This window comes from Phyllobacterium sp. YR531 (assembly GCF_000282595.1).
GTDB lineage: Bacteria > Pseudomonadota > Alphaproteobacteria > Rhizobiales > Rhizobiaceae > Phyllobacterium.
This window is the reverse complement of record NZ_AKIZ01000016.1, coordinates 772480-788673: the sequence shown is the minus strand read 5'-3', so window position 1 is coordinate 788673 and position 16194 is coordinate 772480. Positions and strand designations below refer to the sequence as shown.

The 16194-nt window shown below is 51.7% G+C and carries 16 protein-coding genes; 6 read left to right on the top strand and 10 right to left on the bottom strand.

Annotation, left to right across the window (positions count from 1 at the left end):
* The first annotated feature begins 300 nt into the window (after positions 1-300).
* On the top strand, positions 301-1479 hold the full coding sequence (locus PMI41_RS11080) for a hypothetical protein (RefSeq protein WP_008124723.1): 1179 nt from the start codon (positions 301-303) through the stop codon (positions 1477-1479).
* Between the two features lie 2 nt (positions 1480-1481).
* Here PMI41_RS11080 and PMI41_RS11075 read toward each other — a convergent pair whose 3' ends face one another.
* From PMI41_RS11075 to PMI41_RS11065, 3 genes are all read right to left on the bottom strand, one after another.
* Positions 1482-1964 (bottom strand): MaoC family dehydratase, encoded by a 483-nt coding sequence (locus tag PMI41_RS11075; protein ID WP_008124721.1) that lies wholly within the window; start codon positions 1962-1964, stop codon positions 1482-1484.
* A 103-nt stretch (positions 1965-2067) separates the two neighbouring features.
* Entirely contained in the window at positions 2068-3357 is a 1290-nt protein-coding gene (locus PMI41_RS11070) for an Hsp70 family protein (RefSeq protein ID WP_008124719.1), read from the bottom strand.
* A gap of 92 nt (positions 3358-3449) precedes the next feature.
* Positions 3450-4358 (bottom strand): LysR family transcriptional regulator, encoded by a 909-nt coding sequence (locus PMI41_RS11065; protein ID WP_008124717.1) that lies wholly within the window; start codon positions 4356-4358, stop codon positions 3450-3452.
* A gap of 113 nt (positions 4359-4471) precedes the next feature.
* Between PMI41_RS11065 and PMI41_RS11060 the strand changes: the two genes are divergently transcribed.
* Complete coding sequence (locus tag PMI41_RS11060; protein ID WP_008124715.1) at positions 4472-5476, top strand: aldo/keto reductase; 1005 nt, start codon at positions 4472-4474, stop codon at positions 5474-5476.
* A 48-nt stretch (positions 5477-5524) separates the two neighbouring features.
* Here the strand turns inward: PMI41_RS11060 and gnd are convergent, their stop codons facing one another.
* Both gnd and PMI41_RS11050 read right to left on the bottom strand, forming a co-directional pair.
* Entirely contained in the window at positions 5525-6544 is a 1020-nt protein-coding gene (gene gnd, locus PMI41_RS11055; RefSeq protein WP_008124714.1) for a phosphogluconate dehydrogenase (NAD(+)-dependent, decarboxylating), read from the bottom strand.
* Positions 6545-6670: 126 nt separating this feature from the next.
* Entirely contained in the window at positions 6671-7894 is a 1224-nt protein-coding gene (locus PMI41_RS11050) for a YeeE/YedE family protein (RefSeq protein WP_008124711.1), read from the bottom strand.
* Between the two features lie 303 nt (positions 7895-8197).
* Here PMI41_RS11050 and PMI41_RS11045 point away from each other — a divergent pair, with 303 nt between their 5' ends.
* On the top strand, positions 8198-8842 hold the full coding sequence (locus PMI41_RS11045; protein ID WP_008124709.1) for a DUF47 domain-containing protein: 645 nt from the start codon (positions 8198-8200) through the stop codon (positions 8840-8842).
* Positions 8843-8869: 27 nt separating this feature from the next.
* Entirely contained in the window at positions 8870-9877 is a 1008-nt protein-coding gene (locus PMI41_RS11040; RefSeq protein WP_008124706.1) for an inorganic phosphate transporter, read from the top strand.
* Here PMI41_RS11040 and PMI41_RS11035 read toward each other — a convergent pair.
* Positions 9872-10462, bottom strand: a complete 591-nt coding sequence (locus PMI41_RS11035) for a DsbA family protein (RefSeq protein ID WP_008124705.1) — start codon at positions 10460-10462, stop codon at positions 9872-9874. The genes PMI41_RS11040 and PMI41_RS11035 overlap by 6 nt on opposite strands.
* Positions 10463-10685: 223 nt before the next feature.
* Here PMI41_RS11035 and PMI41_RS11030 point away from each other — a divergent pair, with 223 nt between their 5' ends.
* Entirely contained in the window at positions 10686-11597 is a 912-nt protein-coding gene (locus PMI41_RS11030) for an aminoglycoside phosphotransferase family protein (RefSeq protein ID WP_008124703.1), read from the top strand.
* On the opposite strand, the gene PMI41_RS11025 is transcribed toward PMI41_RS11030, so the two are convergent.
* The 3 genes from PMI41_RS11025 to PMI41_RS11015 all read right to left on the bottom strand — a co-directional run bounded on the left by PMI41_RS11025 (position 11588) and on the right by PMI41_RS11015 (position 14577).
* On the bottom strand, positions 11588-12334 hold the full coding sequence (locus tag PMI41_RS11025; protein WP_008124700.1) for a FadR/GntR family transcriptional regulator: 747 nt from the start codon (positions 12332-12334) through the stop codon (positions 11588-11590). The two genes, PMI41_RS11030 and PMI41_RS11025, sit on opposite strands and share 10 nt — an antisense overlap.
* 84 nt (positions 12335-12418) lie before the next feature.
* Positions 12419-13135, bottom strand: coding sequence for an FCD domain-containing protein (locus tag PMI41_RS11020; RefSeq protein WP_008124698.1), 717 nt, complete (start codon positions 13133-13135; stop codon positions 12419-12421).
* Positions 13132-14577, bottom strand: a complete 1446-nt coding sequence (locus PMI41_RS11015; RefSeq protein ID WP_008124697.1) for an FAD-binding oxidoreductase — start codon at positions 14575-14577, stop codon at positions 13132-13134. Before PMI41_RS11015 ends, PMI41_RS11020 begins: the two co-directional genes overlap by 4 nt.
* A gap of 156 nt (positions 14578-14733) precedes the next feature.
* Here PMI41_RS11015 and gloA point away from each other — a divergent pair, with 156 nt between their 5' ends.
* On the top strand, positions 14734-15147 hold the full coding sequence (gene gloA / locus PMI41_RS11010) for a lactoylglutathione lyase (RefSeq protein ID WP_008124696.1): 414 nt from the start codon (positions 14734-14736) through the stop codon (positions 15145-15147).
* 77 nt (positions 15148-15224) lie between these two features.
* Here gloA and PMI41_RS11005 read toward each other — a convergent pair whose 3' ends face one another.
* The gene (locus tag PMI41_RS11005; protein ID WP_008124695.1) at positions 15225-16193 is read right to left on the bottom strand and encodes an ABC transporter permease; all 969 of its coding nucleotides are present in this window, start codon (positions 16191-16193) and stop codon (positions 15225-15227) included.
* Between the last annotated feature and the right edge of the window lies 1 nt (position 16194).

Below are 16194 nucleotides of genomic sequence, written 5' to 3'. Positions count from 1 at the left end.
GTTTTACCCCTTATACCTACTGGATTCTCTGTGCATTCTGACGAATTTCTCATGCATTTTCAAAGATTCTTCAATGAAATATTGTGGCGCTAGCAAGGCTTTTTTGTGATAATTGCCTTAATTGGCATCATGGAACGGCGGCTTTAAGCAAGCCGGATTTTACACCTGCAATGCTGATGCAATTTTACAGTTATCATGTAAACAGACACACGTAGCGCCGGTAACCACAATTACGCCGTCGTTTTTTTAGATGAGGCGCGAACGACTGCGGATTTGCGGTTTGCGTGCATAGAGAAATACATGTCTGTTAAAAAACGTCTGGTTATAAACTTTACCGGCTATGAGGGCTTGCACCCCGATGCTGTGCGCGGGCGTTACATTAACAGCTCGAATGATTTCAATAAGCTTTGGAATGCCAAAACCCATGCTGGGCCAATGGTGCCGGAGGGACCAGATATTGCAGCCATGCATATTCAAACCAATGGTGAGAATTGGTCTACTGAAACCGAATTCTGCCAATATGGAACTGCAGATATTTTCGATGCCTATTCTGCTCGAAATGTTACAACCCGTTTCGCAACCGGCCTGATGGCCTTTCTTGATATTTTACTGTCAGGTACTTTTTACCGATATATGCGCACGAGCTGGCGCTTTTGTCTGTTCTTCATGTGGCCGTTTGCTCTGGCATGCCTGATTACATTGGTGCTACTTGGCATTGGTCTTTCACCTGTTTGGGCGGATTTCAATTCGTGGCACATGTTGTGGAGTATTCCACTCGCATTGGTTGTATGCCGTGTCCTTATAAGGTGGCCAGGTGAGAAGATATTTTTCTCCTACCTGCTTGATGACTGGGCTGCCGCTTCCGACCGAATTCACGGCCGCAGCATTGAGTTAACTCGACGTCGCCGGGATTTTGCTGATCACCTGATCCGCAAGCTTCAGACAAATGATGCTGATGAAGTCCTCATCATTTCCCACAGTCTGGGCACGGTTCCAGCAGTGGAAGCGATTGCCGATGTTTGGCGTGCACAACCGAAGCTATTGGAAAACAAACCGGTATCGTTGGTGGCAGCAGGTTCATGCCTCCTGATGATTGCATTGCATCCCAGAGCGGTAAGTTTGAAAGAAGATATACGGGTTGTAATGCAGGAAACTCCGGTCTTTTGGGCCGAGTTTCAAGCCATTTCCGATATAATACATTTCTATAAATCAAATCCGGCCAGCGCGCTTGGGATCAAACCCAAGGTAGCGCCAACCATAAGGCGGATCAGATTCAAGAATGTTCATAAGCCGGCAAGATATGCACGGGCAAAAAAGAACTTCTTTAAAATGCACCTGCTGTTTCTCAAAGGCGCACAGATAAGAAATACGTATGATATGGGAATGTTTGTGCAGGGGCCGTTTATGTTTGCCGAGCTCATGACCGAATATGACGGCGAACCCGCTCCGCTCGATGCAGGGGGCAGAATTGCCAGATAGCTTCAGTCCATTTCCGGCGGATGCTCAAGCACAGCAATTGTCAACCAGTTGGCAACGAGTGCCGGCTTGACGAGGTTTTCAACTTCAAGCGTCACTTCGTAGTTGTTGAGCACACGTCCGGATGGGCGAATATCGGCATCGACGAGTTTGAAGCGTGCACGCACCCTTCTGCCCGTGTTGACGGGCGACATGAAACGTACTTTGTCAAAGCCGTAATTAATGCCCATCGTTGCGCCTTCGATCATCGGTAGCGCTTCGTAGGCCAAAGTCGATAGTAGTGATATGGTCAAAAAGCCATGAGCAATCGTACCACCAAAGGGCGTTTCTTTCGCAGCCCGCTCCGGATCGACATGAATAAACTGATGATCGTCGGTCGCGTCGGCAAATAGATTGATCATTTCCTGCGTGACTGTACGCCACTCGGAACAACCGATCTCAGTTCCGATCGCTGCCGTCAGTTGTTTGAGCGATATCGCTTCCTTCATAGTATCGACTTTCCAAGCGCTTGTGCGGGTTCATTATGTTTCGATAGTCGGTTCCTGACCGATTGTCATCCCCAATGGATAGAGTGTGGTCTTCGTCCGGCTCTTAAACAGTCCATTGGGTAATGTCTTCGCGTTCGCCTATAAGCGCCAGACCATGTGCGATGGATAGCAATTCGCCGCCGCTTTCAATTTTGTCCCGGTCGAAACGCTCGGTGAAAATACGGCGGACAGCAGGGACGAAGGAAGTGCCGCCTGTCAGAAACACCTTGTCGATCTGGTTTGGTGCAGTGTTCGTTTTTGTCAGGACATCGTCCAATGCACCTTCGATTCTTTGCAGGTCCTCTGCAATCCAGTTCTCAAAATCTGAACGTTGAATCATCTTCCTCCCGCCACGTCCAAGCGGGGCAAAGTGGAACTCTGCTTCATCGGTTGATGATAAAGCGATTTTTGTTGCGGATACTGCCTGATAAAGAGGGTAGCCCTCATCGTGTTCGACAAGATCAACGAATGTTTCAAGTTTGTCAGGGTCGAGACTGCTGCGGACCAGCTTCTTCAATTCGACGAATTCGCGGGACGTCTTGAAGATCGATAATTGGTTCCAACGTCCGAAATTGGCGTACCAGGAAGAGGGCACTTCAAGCTGCTTATCGAAGCTTTTGAAGTAGGTCCCTTTGCCGATTTGAGGTGCCACAATCTGATCGATCATACGATAATCGAAATGGTCGCCTGCTACTCCAACCCCGGAATAGCCTACCGGCGTCGCTTTGAGCCTTCCGGCAGAGCTTTCAAAACGGATAATCGAATAGTCGGTGGTGCCACCACCAAAATCTGCAACCAGAACGGTAGCATCGGCTTTCAGGTGCTGAGCAAAATAAAAGGCTGCCGCAACAGGCTCGTAGACAAAATGCAATTCTGGAAATCCAAAGCGGGAAAGAGCCTCACTATAGCGTTCCATCGCCAAATCAGGATTGGGGTTTGCTCCGGCAAAATGTACAGGGCGGCCAGTCACAATCCGGCTGATGTCTGATGGCCAGCTTTCATCTGCATAGGTTCGCAAACGGCGCACAAATATCTCCATCAGATCTTCAAATGTCTGACGTTTTGCTAAGATCAATGTGCCTTGAAACAAAGCGCTGGCGGCAAATGTCTTTATGGACTGGAGAAATCGGCATTCACCCGGGTGATCGATAAACTGACGGATTGCTGCGTGTCCGGCCTCAACCTTCAACGACGCTACCCCAGCCAGAGGGTCCTTCATGAATGATAGCGCCGTACGCATACTATCGGCTTCGCCAGCCTGGCTGGTAAACCTCATGGAATGTGTGGAAGCACCGTCCGCCAATGCCATCACGGTATTGGTCGTGCCAAAGTCAAAACCCAGCGCCTGAGCCATCGCCGCGCTCCTTGTGCTGCTATATTTTGATAGTTTTTAGGCGCTGGATGCGCTTTCGATTTGGGAGGCGCGTCATCGCACACCAATGCTGGCTATGCAAGAGAGCGTGTTGCCTCGCTCTTGATAAAATCAACAAATGCACGAAGCGGTACCGGCATGTGGTTGCGACTTGGATAGTAAAGCCTTGGCCCGGTAAAACTCAACCACCAGGGTTGCATAACCGGAACGAGATCGCCACTTTTGAACGCAGGTTCAATGGTTTCTTCGAACGAATATATCAGGCCCAAGCCAGCAATCGCTGCACCTAATTCAAGTTCAAGAGACGAAGCCAGTAGCGGCCCTTTCGGTGTAATTTTTACTGCTTTGCCATTTTTTTCGAACTCCCAGGCGGGCGAAGTTCCGCTGGCAAAACGATGACGAATACATGCGTGATCTATAATGTCGCGCGGATGTTCAGGTGCTTCGCGTGTCGCAAGATATGATGGCGCTGCTGCCAGAACAAAGCGCTGAGACCGAGGTCCAATAGGAATGGCAATCATATCCCGCTCAATGCTTTCATCGTAACGAATGCCAGCATCAAAGCCGGCTGCCAGAACGTCTATGAACGTGTCGCTGGCAAGGATGTCGAGCGTGATTCCCGGATGAGCCAGCAGAAACCGGTTGACGATAGGTGGCAAGATACTGCGTGCAACAATGATTGGTACATTGAGCTTGAGCGTTCCTGTCGGGCTATCGCGAAAACTGTTCAAGTCATCCAACGCACCCGCAATCTCGCCCATTGCCGGAGTCAGGCGGTCCAGCAATTGAACGCAGGCCTCTGTAGGGGTGACGCTTCGCGTCGTTCTGTTCAACAGGCGAACATCAAGCCGCTCTTCCAGGCGGCGTATCGCGTCGCTAAGGGATGATGCAGACACTCCACGCGTTTTCGCTGCTGCGCGAAAACTACGTGCTTCTGCGACAGCAACCAAGGCGCTGAGATCTGAGAGATCAGGATCGGTCATTGTACGATTTTACGAACAAGTTGTGCGTATTTCAATGGATTATCGCACAAACAAAAATCTTTTACAGTGGCGCTCGACAGTTTGTCTCGAAGAAAACTTTATGGAGTTCCACAATGCAATATCGTCAACTTGGTGCGACCGGCCCACAGGTCTCTGAGCTTGGTCTGGGTTGTATGGGCATGTCGGGCATGTATGGACCATCGGATCGTGCGGAAAGCATTGCCACAGTTCACGCCGCGCTCGATGCAGGCATTAATTTGCTGGATACCGGTGATTTTTACGGCATGGGCCACAATGAAATGCTGATTGCCGAGGCATTGAAGGACAGAAGGCGCGAGGATGCTGTCCTGAGCGTGAAGTTTGGTGCGTTGCGTGATCCGGGTGCTGGTTGGATCGGCTTCAATGCCAGGCCGGAAGCGGTGAAGACATCGCTTGCCTACTCGCTGCAACGGCTCGGTGTGGACTATATTGATGTCTATCGCCCTGCACGTCTCGATCCGAACGTACCGATTGAGGAAACCATCGGTGCGATTGCGGATATGGTGAAGGCGGGTTTTGTCAAGCATATCGGATTATCAGAAGTTGGTTCAGAGACGATAAGGCGCGCCGCAGCAGTTCATCCTATTGTCGATCTGCAGATCGAATATTCTTTGATTTCGCGTGGCATTGAGGATGGTATTCTTGAGACCTGTCGCGACCTTGGTATCGCCATCACGGCTTATGGCGTGCTTTCACGTGGCCTCATCAGCGGACACTGGCAGAAGAATGCTGTTGCACCTACGGATTTCCGGACGCATAGCCCGCGGTTTCAGGGTGAAAATGTCGACAAAAATCTGGCTTTAGTCGAGGCTCTCAAAAAGATTGCTGAGAGCAAAGGTGTTTCAGTGGCGCAAATTGCCATCGCTTGGGTATCCGCAAAGGGTAAGGATATCATCCCGGTCATTGGCGCGAGACGCAGAAATCGACTGACAGAGTCACTGGGTGCTTTGGATATTACATTAAGCGCCGATGACTTATCAGCGATTGAAACGGCAGTTCCTAAAGGCGCTGCTTCAGGCACGCGTTATGCAGAAGCCCAGATGGCGCATCTTGATAGTGAAACAGGTGCTCACGGTTGAGGGATATTGCGGGCCGGATTATTCGGCCCGCATTCCATCAGAACGGGTTCAGCCGCGAGGCTTTTCCTTATGGCCGCCAAACTCACTGCGCATGGCAGACAGAATCTTGTTGGCGAAGTCTGCATTGCCACGTGAAGAGAATCGCTCCTGCAACGCAGCGCTGAGCACTGGTGTCGGGACGGCCTCTTCAATAGCGGCCATAACTGTCCAGCGACCTTCGCCGGAATCAGAAACATGGCCCTCGTAACTTTCCAAAGCAGGGTCGCCGTGAAGGGCGTCAGCGGTCAAATCAAGCAACCAGGAACTGATGACGCTGCCACGACGCCATACTTCGGCAATTTCCGGCAGGTCCAGTTTGTATTGATAATGTTCCGGATGCTGCAACGGTGTGGTCTCTGCATCGACTTCGTGATCCCGCATACCAATGTCTGCATTGCGTAGAATGTTCAAGCCTTCGGCGTAGGCAGCCATCAAACCATATTCGATGCCATTATGGACCATTTTGACGAAGTGTCCGGCACCATGCGGCCCGCAATGCAGAAATCCCTGATCTGCTGTTCCGGTCGCATTTGCGGGGCGACTTTCTGTAACCGGCACGTCACCCTTGCCGGGTGCCAGAGCAGCGAAGATCGGTGAGAGGTGCTCAAAGGTGGCCTTTTCTCCACCAATCATCAGGCAATAGCCGCGCTCCAGTCCAAAGACGCCGCCGCTGGTTCCGACATCGACATAGTGAAGACCCTTGGGCTGCAAAGCTTTGCTGCGCCGGATGTCGTCATGATAGTAGGAATTGCCGCCATCAATAAGGATATCATCTTCCTCCAGGAGGGGTACCAACTGTTCCAGAACCTTATCGACAATAGCGGCCGGAAGCATAAGCCACACAACCCGCGGCTTGGTAAGCTTGGAGACGAAATCTTCCAGAGATTTGCTTCCTTTGGCACCCAGAGCCTCCAACGCCGCTATGCTTTCGGCACGCGCGTCGTAAACAACGCATTCATGCCCATGCTGCATCAGGCGCTGGGTCATATTGTTACCCATACGGCCCAGTCCAATCATACCGAGTTGCATTTCCAAATCTCCAAGGGAAAAGTTGCAAATATTTAGAGGTGATACGCTACCGGCGGGTGTCGGTAACGGCAATCTTTGGAATGAAATTTGTTTAAATAAAGCCCATGACGGAGAACCAGCTGTGGCTCAACCGTCTTTGCGAGAGACGAGCTTTTTCTCGAAGAAGAAGTATGGGCGAAGTTGGACGCCAAGCATGTTGCCGGCAAAAGCAGCCACTGCCCACACCCAGCCATGCAGGCTGCCGGAGGCAATGCCAGAGAAGTAAGCGCCGATATTGCAGCCATAGGCGATGCGCGCACCGTAACCCAGCAGCAATCCGCCGATAATGGCTGCAACGATCGAGCGTAATGGGATGTCGAGGCTGGGTGCAAAACTTCCTGCCAATGCTGCAGCCAGCATGGCGCCAGCAATTATCCCGAAATCCATAACTGAGGTGATATCGGCGAAGACGCTTTGGCCGAGTGCCTTGGCGTTGCCCGGGAGTTGCCAATAAGCCCATGCCGTTGGGTCAATGCCAATGATCTGCGCACCTTTCGCGCCCCACAATGCGAAAGCGGAGGTAACGCCCCATGGACGGCCAGCAATTGCCAGCGTGGCGAAGTTCAAAACGACCAGCGCAACAGCGCCCAAAACGAGCGGCCAAGGGCCGCGCAAAAGGCGCGAAATACCCTGACGAGGAGATGGTGGGGCTTTTTCCAGTGTCCCATTACGCCGCTTTTCGACGACAACAGTGATACCTGCGACTGCCAGAAAAAGTGCGAGCGAAATGGCTATGCCGCCAGCGGCACCAAAACTCTGTACCAGCGAGATGGGTGGCAGGGAGGGCAGGCTGGTCCACCAATCAAAATTGATGGTCGCCAATACCGAACCGATAATGAAGAAAAGCAGGGTGACCAGCATGCGTGCATTGCCACCACCGGCGGTAAACAATGTGCCCGAAGCACAACCTCCGCCCAGTTGCATGCCAATGCCAAACATGAACGCGCCAACAATCACACCAATTCCCGCAGGAGAGACGGAGCCTTTCACTTCATTTCCGAAAAGGACGCCGTTGGCCAAAGGAGGGAAGAAAAGAATGACGGCTAGCGCCAGCAGGATCATTTGTACACGCAAGCCGCGCCCGCGGCCTTCAACGATGAATACGCGCCATGCCGATGTGAAGCCGAATGCTGCATGATAGAGCGCTATGCCGAGGCCACCCCCAACGAGAAAAAGCGCACCTTGTGCCGGGCCATAACTGTATCCAAGGACGAGCGTGCCAATGATCAAAACTGCCAATGCTGCCAATCCGGGCGCTCCTAATGGTGGTAGCGGTTTTACGGTATCGGGGGTAAGGCTTGCGGCTGACATTGCGGTACTCCATTTCTGGCGCAACCATAATACTGTCGGTTCCGTGCCACGAGTTATTACTGTTTCTGAAATCGCTGTCGATTAGTATAATTTTGCTAGAAATTATAGTTTTGTAGAATGTTTTTATTGTTTTCCTAGGCTGCTGCTCGAAGTAATTTCTGTGGAGACTTGACGGGCAGGGAGTTAAAAACCTGTCAGCGTTAAGAACTGGCGTGGTGCCGCTGTCTCACAAATGCTATTCGACTAATTATTAGTGCAACTACATTGTATCAATGGCATGGGCACGAAGGCAGAGGTTGAATCATGTTAAGATGGTTTCGTGCATTGTTGCCCCGTGAGGATCGGTTCTTCGATCTTTTCGACCGGCACTCACGGGTTGTTGTTGAGGCCGCAAACTCGATGAAAGCCCTCCTAGCCGAAGAAGGCGATATGCAACAGCATTGCGCCCGCATCATCGAACTTGAAGATGAGGCCGACGAAATTACCCGAGAGGTTTTGCTGGCCGTCAGGCGCAGTTTCATTACGCCCTTCGACCGCGGTGATATCAAGGACCTTATCCAGTCGATGGATGATGCCATCGACATGATGCGCAAAACCGTGAAGACGATAAAGCTTTTCCAGCAAACCAGTTTTGATCCCCGCATGAAGGAAATGGGCGGCTTGATTGTCGAGGCGGCTGAATTGATTGCCGAAGCGATACCATTGCTTAATCGCGTCGGAACTCATTCAACGCGGTTAAGTGCAATTGCAGAGCAAGTGGTTCGCATTGAAGACCTTTCTGATGATCTGCATGATGAAGGTCTGCAATCACTCTTCGAGCGATACGGCAAGACTGACCCCATGGCCTATATGATCGGCAGCGAGATATTCGGGGAACTGGAAAAGGTGGTTGATCGGTTTGAAGATGTTGCAGATGAAATCAGCGGCATCGTGATCGAAAACGTTTAGAGCGTAATTCACCATAGGACCGGACTCATGGATCTTGCGTTGAGCTTTCCCCTATTGGTCGGCCTTATCGGTGTCGCGCTGTTCTTCGACTTTTTGAATGGCCTGCATGATGCGGCCAATTCAATTGCAACAATTGTTTCAACCCGTGTGCTGCGCCCGCAATATGCAGTACTTTGGGCCGCATTCTTCAATTTTATTGCCTTCATGTTTTTCGGTCTTCATGTCGCCGAGACACTTGGAACGGGCATCATAGATCCGGGTATCGTGACACCGCGCCTGATTTTTGCAGCACTGATGGGCGCAATTATCTGGAATATCGTGACCTGGATATTCGGTATTCCTTCCAGCTCCTCCCATGCGCTGGTCGGGGGGCTCGTCGGAGCAGGCCTTGTTCGAACCGGAGGCGATGCAATTGTCTGGTCGGGACTGTTGAAAACCATTGGCGCGATTTTCATGTCACCGATGATTGGCTTTTTCCTTGCGTTGCTTCTTGTCCTCGTCGTGTCATGGGCGGCCGTCCGTCAGACACCCTTTGCTGTCGACCGAAAATTCCGCTGGCTGCAATTTGTGTCCGCCTCGCTTTACTCGCTGGGGCACGGCGGCAATGACGCGCAAAAGACGATGGGCATCATTGCTGTTCTTCTGTTTTCACAAGGCTATCTTGGTCAGGAATTCAGCGTACCATTCTGGGTCGTCATCAGCTGCCAGTCGGCCATGGCGCTTGGTACATTGTGTGGCGGCTGGCGCATCGTTCATACGATGGGTTCAAAGATAACACGGCTCAATCCAATGCAAGGTTTCTGTGCGGAGACCGGTGGCGCGATTACCCTTTTCGGAGCAACCTGGCTGGGCATTCCAGTTTCGACAACACATACGATTACAGGTGCAATTATCGGTGTAGGTGCTGCCCGCCGTGTCTCTGCAGTCAGGTGGGGTCTTGCAGGAAACATCGTCATTGCATGGGTTGTAACCATGCCTGCTGCGGCTTTGATTTCCGCAGCGTTCTATTGGGTCAGCGGCTTGTTCAGCTTATGATTCTATCGCAGCACGGAGCTCGTCTATATTCGTCACTTTGGGATAAAGTTTGTTCCCAACAATGAACGCCGGCGTACCTGCGAGTTTCAGGCTTTTTGCTTGTGCTGCATGTTGATCAAGTCTTCCCTGTATCGCATCAAAATTGAATTCCAGGGCATCTCTGGCCTGATCGGTATCAATTCCGGCAGATCGCAAAGTCTCGTCGACGCGCTTCAATGTAAGGCGGCCCGGTATTTTCATCAGTGCATGAAATGCGCGCTCATACTTGCCGATGTAACCTGCTGCCAAAGCCATTCTTGAGGCATAAACCGATACATCACCGAATATTGGCCAATCTCGCATGACCAATCGAATTGAGCCGTGCTCACTGACGAAGTTTTCCAATTGAGGGTGTAGTTTTTTGCAGTTTGGGCACTGATATTCGAAAAACTCTATAATAGTAGTGCTGCCTTTCGGATTACCAAAAACAGGCCAGAGATTTTCCTGATCCGGCACCTCCGCCTCAGCTTTACCCATACCCGCCAATAATGAACTGCCTAACGCTGCGGTCAAAAGTGTACGTCTGGTCAATAACAAATCGGACATCGGCTTCCATAGCAGGTAAGGATTCCCACGCTTGCTGACAGAAACAACAGGCAATTTTGCGGCGGTTCAATCAGGAACTATTTGATATCTTTAATTGCATCCTCATTGATAGGGAGTGAACGATATTGCCCGGCCCCAAGGCAGGCTGATCCGGTTTGGACTTGTCTGCGCTCGTTTGTTGAAGTTATTACGGGGCCAATGAGAATTTCCAGGAGGCTCTGCAATGTGCGCTTCGAACTCCTCTGCGGAGACCATAAATATAGATCAGTCTCTAGTGAGGCGCCTGATCGCTGCGCAATTTCCTCAATGGGCTGATCTTGCCATCAAGCCGGTTGAGTTTGGAGGGTGGGATAACAGAACTTTCCACCTTGGTGATCACATGACGGTGCGATTACCCAGTGCCAAGCATTATGCCGAGCAGGTGGAAAAAGAACAGTTCTGGCTGCCAAAACTTGCCCGCAATTTGCCGCTTCCCATTCCGGAGCCTTTGGGTCTGGGAAAACCAGGGGAGGGTTATCCATGGCATTGGTCGATTTATCGCTGGATTGATGGCGGTACGGCCAAATTTGAACGTATAGCGGATTTAGTTCAGTTCGCTCGTGCGCTGGCGCGGTTCCTGAAAGCTCTGCAGGCTATCGATAGTGCGGGTGGACCTTTGCCCGGACAGCATAATTTTTTCCGGGGAGGTGAGCTTGCCGTTTATGACGAACAAACGCAGCAGGCACTGAAAACGCTAGAGGGCAGAATTGATACCCATATTGCGAGGGAAATATGGGAGAGGGCACTCAAATCGGAATGGCAAAACCCGCCAGTCTGGTTTCATGGAGATGTCAGCTGGGGGAATCTTTTGACCAGCAAAGGTGAACTGAGCGCGGTGATTGATTTTGGAACATCAGGCATTGGCGATCCGGCATGCGATCTGGTTATTGCATGGACGATGTTTCGTGGCGAAAGCCGCGAGATGTTTCGCCAGGAGCTTACTCTCGATGATGCAACCTGGGCTCGTGCTCGAGGTTGGGCATTATGGAAGGCAATGATCATTCTTGCCGGGATGGCCGGTACCAACTCTCCAGGAGGCGGAAGCTCGCGGAGAGTCATTGATGAGATCATCGCGGATCATAAGTTTCAGCGTTGAATGGCCTGATCGCGGAGTTCGAAAAACCTCGCGGCACTTTTGTTCAGATGGATACGCATGGCCCTTTGTGCGGCAGTCGGTTCGCCAGCGTGAATGGCGTTGAAGATGAGGCCATGTTCACGCTGCATACGTGCAATATATTTCTTTCGTTCCCGGTTCTCCATTGTGTCCAGCCTTGTCCACATTCTTGGTACCATGACGCTGCCAAACGTGTCGAAAAGCCGGGCGTAATAGGAGTTATGGGTCGCGACCAGTATCGCGCGATGAAAAGCAAAATCTTCTTCGACTCCGGAGCCGCCATCAAGAATCGATGCCTCCAGCGCTGTCATGCGGGCCGCCATTCGCTCAAGATCTTCATCTGTACGGCGCTGGGCAGCCAGTCCTGCGGCCTCCACTTCAATTCCCATACGTAATTCGATGATGTGCAGGACCTCATCAATCGACTCCAAATCCGTGGGTATGATGGAGAAAGTGCGAGGATGCGGATCATCGGCAACAAATGCCCCTAGACCTTGGCGGGTGATGATCAATCCCTTGGCACGCAACGAAGCCAAAGCTTCTCGCACGACTGTGCGGCTCACGCCCGTTGCGGTCATGATCGCCTGTTCGGTAGGAAGTCTTTGTCCGGGTGCCAGATCGCCAGATTCAATCTGGGCTATGAGCGTATCCACCAAACCGCTACGAAGGTTGGGCGTTTGCTGGATGGTGTTGAAAACAGCCGTTTCATTATCCGCCATCTATGTTTGTGACCTATATTAAAAATTAAAAACGCTAATTAATGTTGCTAATACACGATAGTAAAAAAAGCAAAGCGAGGTCAATTAGTTAGTGTTAGTAGGCAACCCTACTCGCTGGGCCGCACCGTCAAGATGCAGTTGCATGGCGCGCGCTGCAGCTTCAGCATCGCCTGCAGCAATGGCGGCATAAATAAGGTTGTGTTCACCAAGGGTTGTGCTGGCCATTTCATCGGAACCTTGCTGATTGCCTGAAGCCAGAATGCTTTCTCGTACTCGCTCCGCTACAAACCTGAGAACTTGTTCCATATAGCTGTTTCTGGTTGCAGCAACGATTGCCCTATGAAATTCCAGATCAGCCTGAAGCCATGCAACGCTACCATAGGGAGCGTCCTGCATGCGGGAGAGGCTCTGTTTCAAGGCGTCAAGATCAGGCTGTGTTCGCCGGTTGGCTGCCAAAGCGGCGGCTCTGACCTCTAGCGCACTGCGCAATTCAAAAAGGCTTTTGAAAGCATTGCCTTGTTGAGACACATCATAGTCAATAGTGAGAACCGACGAATTCATTTCATCGGCAACAAAAGCGCCGCGCCCCTGTTGCGACCAAATCCGACCTTCTGAACGCAATCGGGCAATGGCTTCCCTGACTACATTCCGGCTAACGCCGAAAGTCGAGGCCAGGGCTTGCTCGGTCGGTAGCTGGTCACCGGCTTTCAACCGGCCCTCAACAATTTCACGCGAGATGGAGCTTGCCACCAGCGTTGACAGATGAGGGCCGCGATTGACTTTGTCGAGTTTGAGCGTCATCGATCACCCGATAATGCAGCGGGCCGCAGAATGCGCCCATTGCTGAGAATATGTCCAGGATCGAAAGCGTCCTTGAGTCGGCTGGCAATGTCCAGTGTCACTTCATCTACGCGATCGAGATAAGCCTGTTGCTTGACGCGTCCGATACCATGTTCTGCGCTGATTGAGCCACCATAGCGATCGACAACATCAAAGATAATTTTCTCGGTCTGATGAAACAGTATTTCCATGGTATCCGGGCTGCTTCCCTTCGGAGGAATGACGTTGAGATGGAGATTGCCGTCGCCAACATGCCCATAAGTTACGGCGAGCACTTCCGGATATTGCTTTCCCAATGCTTCAAGTGTGTCTGTGACGAAATCTGCAAGCTTTGATATCGGTACGGAAACATCTGTCCGTAAATATCGCCCGCCATTGCCCTGGGATTCGACAAGTGTTTCCCGTAGCAACCACAACCTGTCCGCTTGTGCGCGGCTGGTTGCAAGAACACCATCCTGAATGAGATCGCCTGCATCTTGCAAGAAGTCCTGCAAGACAGCAGCCAAATCAATCCTTCCGCCGGCGGAGGCTTCGATTAGAACGTAAACGGGGTATGGTTCTGTAAGCGGATCGATAAAGTCGGGACGGGCCTTCAGTGCAATATCGATACCCACGCGCAAGATGAGTTCAAAAGCGGTCAAAAGATCGCTGCATTCCCGCCGGGCCTTTGCATAAAGAGCCATTGCATCTTCGACAGAGCGCAGTCCAACGAGTGCTGTCTCCACCTGTGTCGGTTTTGGGAAAAGCTTCAACGAGGCTGCCGTGATGATACCCAAGGTTCCTTCACTGCCGATGAACATCTGCTTGAGGTCATAACCGCGATTGTCTTTGCGCAGTATTTTCAATCCGTTCCATATCCGTCCGTCACTCAGGACGACTTCAAGCCCGAGCACCAAGTCGCGGGTCATACCGTAGCGCAGTACGTTGAAACCGCCTGCATTGGTCGCAACATTTCCACCAATCCGGCAACTGCCTTGGGCACCAAAAGTGATTGGCAAAATACAATCACTTACTTCCGCCGCTCGTTTTGCATCTTCGAGAATGCAGCCGGCCTCAACAATCATTGCAAAGTCGATCGGACTGATTGAACGAATTTTGTTCATTCGTTCAAGCGAGACAACGAGTTCATTGCCCCCGGGCGCAGCTACTGCTGCACCGACAAGTCCAGTAAGCCCACCTTGTGGGACAACAGCGATACCGTTCTCGTGACAGTATCGCAGCAAACTGGAAACTTCTGCGGTGCTCTCCGGGCGTGCAACAGCAAGGGGCGTTCCGAAATGGTCGCCAGACCAGTCCCGGCAATACCGCTCCATATCCTCATCAGTCGTGAGTAACGTTCCCTCCGGCATCGTGCTGGCAAGTGCAGCAAGCGATTTTTTACGGGTGGGAGGTAAGGCATTCATAAAAACTGTCTCCGGGCATAATTCTGTAGACAACTATCACTGTTACCGTGTTATCATACAAGTAAGATTTGTACCATCAGGCTGATGCAGGTTTTTCCCGCCAGTTGGATGTCTAGAATCGCAATGAAACCCATGCTTCACAGGAGGAAAAGCAAGATGAGTGCTGACAACGGATTTCGCATGATGCACACCATGATCCGGGTGTTCGATCTGGACAGGTCGATCAAATTTTATACCGAACTTCTGGGAATGAAGCTTCTTCGCAAGGAGGATTTTCCAGGTGGCAAGTTTACGCTGGCATTTGTCGGCTATGGGCCGGAAGAGAACAATACAGTGGTGGAACTTACACATAATTGGGATCAGGCAGAGCCCTATCAGATAGGCAGCGGATTTGGCCACTTGGCTCTCGGAGTGAACGATATTTACGCTGTTTGCGATGCGCTTGAAAAACAGGGGGCAAGCATTCCCCGCAAGCCCGGCCCTATGTTGCACGGAACCACACATATTGCCTTTGTGGAAGATCCTGACGGCTACAAGATCGAACTTGTTGGGCTCGACACAATGCAATAATGGCGCTCCGGCGGGCCGCGTATGCCTTTGGGGTATGTGGCCCGCCACGTTATGAATACAAAATGCGTTAGGCTGCATCATTTGATTATCGCGATCTTGCTGCGGTCGATTGTGATGGCGACGGCACCGATCAAAACAGCACCGAAAATCACGTTCTCAGCAAATATATTGACGCCGACAAATGTCATTCCGATACGGACGATAGAAATGATCAGTGCGCCGACTGCAGTTCGCCCGACACCACCCAATCCGCCAGTGATTGCCGTTCCGCCGACAATAACTGCGGCAATGGCGGGTAGGAGCAGTTGGTTGGCGAGGCTTGGTGAACCGCTGGACAGGCGTGATGCCAGAATGACACCAGCAATTGCAGCCAGTGTGCCAGAAATCGCGAAGGCGATGACCTTCGTACGATCAACGTTGATACCCGCTGCATAGGCAGCAGATTCGCCGGCTCCAACGGCAAAGCTGTAGCGACCAAAGCGGGTGTATCGCAGGATCAGAAAGCTGATCAAGCCTACGGCAATAGCAAGAAGAACCACGACCGGCACCCCGACAACAGTCTCGTTGATCCAGATCGTATTGACGCGGCCTGCTTCTTCAATCGTGATGGCCCGGCCATTGGCAATCCACAGCGCGATACCGGCAACAACGCCGCCGGTTGCCAGCGTGGCGACGAATGATGGAACTCGTAGCCGGACGTGTACGATTCCGCTCAATAAGCCAAAACCCAGCCCGGAAAGAATGGCAACGGGAAAGGCCGCAAAACCCATTGAAGGCAAAAGTTGAGCGAGAATAACGCTGGCCAGCGAGGCGACGGCCTGAATCGAAAGATCAATGCCGCCGATCAGGATGACGAAGGTAACGCCCGTTGCCAGAATGAATAGCACTGCGGTGTTTGACAGCAGCAACGCCAAAGTCTCGCCCGTAAGGAAGCCGGGCGAAGCCAATTCGACGATCACGATGAGCAATACAAGCAAGCCGGTTGGGATTGCGCCTTGCACCCAGCTGTTTGCAAATAGCGATTTGATCTTTGTTATATTTTCCATC

What these genes read in the sequence shown, in the direction of transcription:
- PMI41_RS11075 (WP_008124721.1), bottom strand. Translation starts at nt 1,964, where the DNA reads ATGAAGGAAGCGATATCGCTCAAACAACTGACGGCAGCGATCGGAACT.
- PMI41_RS11030 (WP_008124703.1), top strand. Translation starts at nt 10,686, where the DNA reads ATGTGCGCTTCGAACTCCTCTGCGGAGACCATAAATATAGATCAGTCT.
- PMI41_RS11060 (WP_008124715.1), top strand. Translation starts at nt 4,472, where the DNA reads ATGCAATATCGTCAACTTGGTGCGACCGGCCCACAGGTCTCTGAGCTT.
- PMI41_RS11065 (WP_008124717.1), bottom strand. Translation starts at nt 4,358, where the DNA reads ATGACCGATCCTGATCTCTCAGATCTCAGCGCCTTGGTTGCTGTCGCA.
- gloA (WP_008124696.1), top strand. Translation starts at nt 14,734, where the DNA reads ATGAGTGCTGACAACGGATTTCGCATGATGCACACCATGATCCGGGTG.
- PMI41_RS11070 (WP_008124719.1), bottom strand. Translation starts at nt 3,357, where the DNA reads ATGGCTCAGGCGCTGGGTTTTGACTTTGGCACGACCAATACCGTGATG.
- PMI41_RS11020 (WP_008124698.1), bottom strand. Translation starts at nt 13,135, where the DNA reads ATGACGCTCAAACTCGACAAAGTCAATCGCGGCCCTCATCTGTCAACG.
- PMI41_RS11005 (WP_008124695.1), bottom strand. Translation starts at nt 16,193, where the DNA reads ATGGAAAATATAACAAAGATCAAATCGCTATTTGCAAACAGCTGGGTG.
- PMI41_RS11035 (WP_008124705.1), bottom strand. Translation starts at nt 10,462, where the DNA reads ATGTCCGATTTGTTATTGACCAGACGTACACTTTTGACCGCAGCGTTA.
- PMI41_RS11040 (WP_008124706.1), top strand. Translation starts at nt 8,870, where the DNA reads ATGGATCTTGCGTTGAGCTTTCCCCTATTGGTCGGCCTTATCGGTGTC.
- gnd (WP_008124714.1), bottom strand. Translation starts at nt 6,544, where the DNA reads ATGCAACTCGGTATGATTGGACTGGGCCGTATGGGTAACAATATGACC.
- PMI41_RS11050 (WP_008124711.1), bottom strand. Translation starts at nt 7,894, where the DNA reads ATGTCAGCCGCAAGCCTTACCCCCGATACCGTAAAACCGCTACCACCA.
- PMI41_RS11025 (WP_008124700.1), bottom strand. Translation starts at nt 12,334, where the DNA reads ATGGCGGATAATGAAACGGCTGTTTTCAACACCATCCAGCAAACGCCC.
- PMI41_RS11015 (WP_008124697.1), bottom strand. Translation starts at nt 14,577, where the DNA reads ATGAATGCCTTACCTCCCACCCGTAAAAAATCGCTTGCTGCACTTGCC.
- PMI41_RS11080 (WP_008124723.1), top strand. Translation starts at nt 301, where the DNA reads ATGTCTGTTAAAAAACGTCTGGTTATAAACTTTACCGGCTATGAGGGC.
- PMI41_RS11045 (WP_008124709.1), top strand. Translation starts at nt 8,198, where the DNA reads ATGTTAAGATGGTTTCGTGCATTGTTGCCCCGTGAGGATCGGTTCTTC.